The sequence below is a fragment of the Vibrio sp. 1401 genome (assembly GCF_033340295.1).
In genome coordinates, this window is the sequence record NZ_JAWOWF010000511.1 from 1 (window position 1) to 621 (window position 621).

The window sequence follows — 621 nt, forward strand, 5'->3', positions numbered from 1 at the left end:
GTCTGCTGCTTTACCAGCATTCAGTTTGGCCAGCGTTGTCATGTGTTGATCTGATTCGGCTTGATTGCCTTTAAAGCGCTGCCACACCGCAAGATAAGCGTGTAAATCTACATCGTCCGGCGCCACAGCCAAGGCTTGTTCGAACAGTTCAATTGCTCGATCGACGTTCTTGTTGTAAATCTGCGCATTTGCCGCAGAAATGAGTAGGTCGGTGCGGTATGGCTCAAGTTGGTAAGCTTCTAGCAATCGGTCGGTAACTATCTCCATATTGCTCGGCATTTTCGCGGTAAAACCAGCGTGAGAGATACGCGCCGGCGATTTAAAGGCTTCCACGGCGTCATTCAAAAGTTGGTCGACAACTTGACGTTTGGTCACCAGTTGCGAGTAGTCTGCGGAAGATTGGATTGTAGAATCGTTGGCGGCCAGTGAATAAGGGGCTGCTGTCAGCGCAATTACGCTACCAAGGGCGATAGCCAGGAGGTTCTTCTTCATGGGTGAATCCTAATTTTGTTATTTTTCGAATTAGAAAGGTGGATTTTTTCAGTCTAGGTTTGGCTCATGAATAAACTGTGAAACGAATCTCAAAGCTGCCGAGCCAAGCGATCTTTATCGCCAAAACAC

1 protein-coding gene is annotated in these 621 nt (G+C 47.8%); it reads right to left on the bottom strand.

Translation table 11 applies throughout. The annotated features are described in order from the left end of the window. A partial coding sequence (locus R7Z77_RS26530; protein ID WP_411913221.1) for a tetratricopeptide repeat protein occupies positions 1–492 on the bottom strand: 492 nt, incomplete at its 3' end. Between the last annotated feature and the right edge of the window lie 129 nt (positions 493–621).